A 421-nucleotide genomic window follows, 5' to 3' on the forward strand; every position below is an offset into this window, starting at 1 on the left:
CAGCCAGTGTGCGCGGTTGCGCCACGCGAGCACCGTCAACGCGATCGTCAGGGCGATCTTGGCGCTCAGCACCCGGCCCCAGCCGGTGCCGATGAGCTGGCCGGGCGTATCGAGCAGCGCCAGCCCGGCCACCACGCCGCCGCCGAGCAGCACCGCGACGCAGCCCAGCGACAGCTGGGAGAACCGCGGCAACACCCGCGCCCATTGGCCGCGGTGGTCGACGGTCAGGACGAGGGCGGCGAGGACGCCGCACCACACGGCGGCTGCCAGCGCATGCAGCGCGACGGCCACCCCGGCCATCGGCTGATCGGCCAGGTGGCCGGTGAGCGGGTGGCCCGCGACGCCGATGGCCGCCGCGCCGGCGGTCGCAGCGGCCACAGCAGGGGTCCGTGGCGCGAAACAGGCCGCCGCGCACACCGCG

The 421-nt window shown here is 76.2% G+C and carries 1 protein-coding gene; it reads right to left on the reverse strand.

Features of this window, described 5'->3' with window-relative positions:
* Positions 1-421: CopD family protein (locus MCHUDSM44219_RS17165; RefSeq protein WP_048419472.1), on the reverse strand; the 421-nt coding region annotated here is incomplete at both ends.

Origin of the sequence: Mycolicibacterium chubuense (assembly GCF_001044255.1) — a bacterium.
GTDB classification, from domain to species: Bacteria; Actinomycetota; Actinomycetes; order Mycobacteriales; family Mycobacteriaceae; genus Mycobacterium; species Mycobacterium chubuense.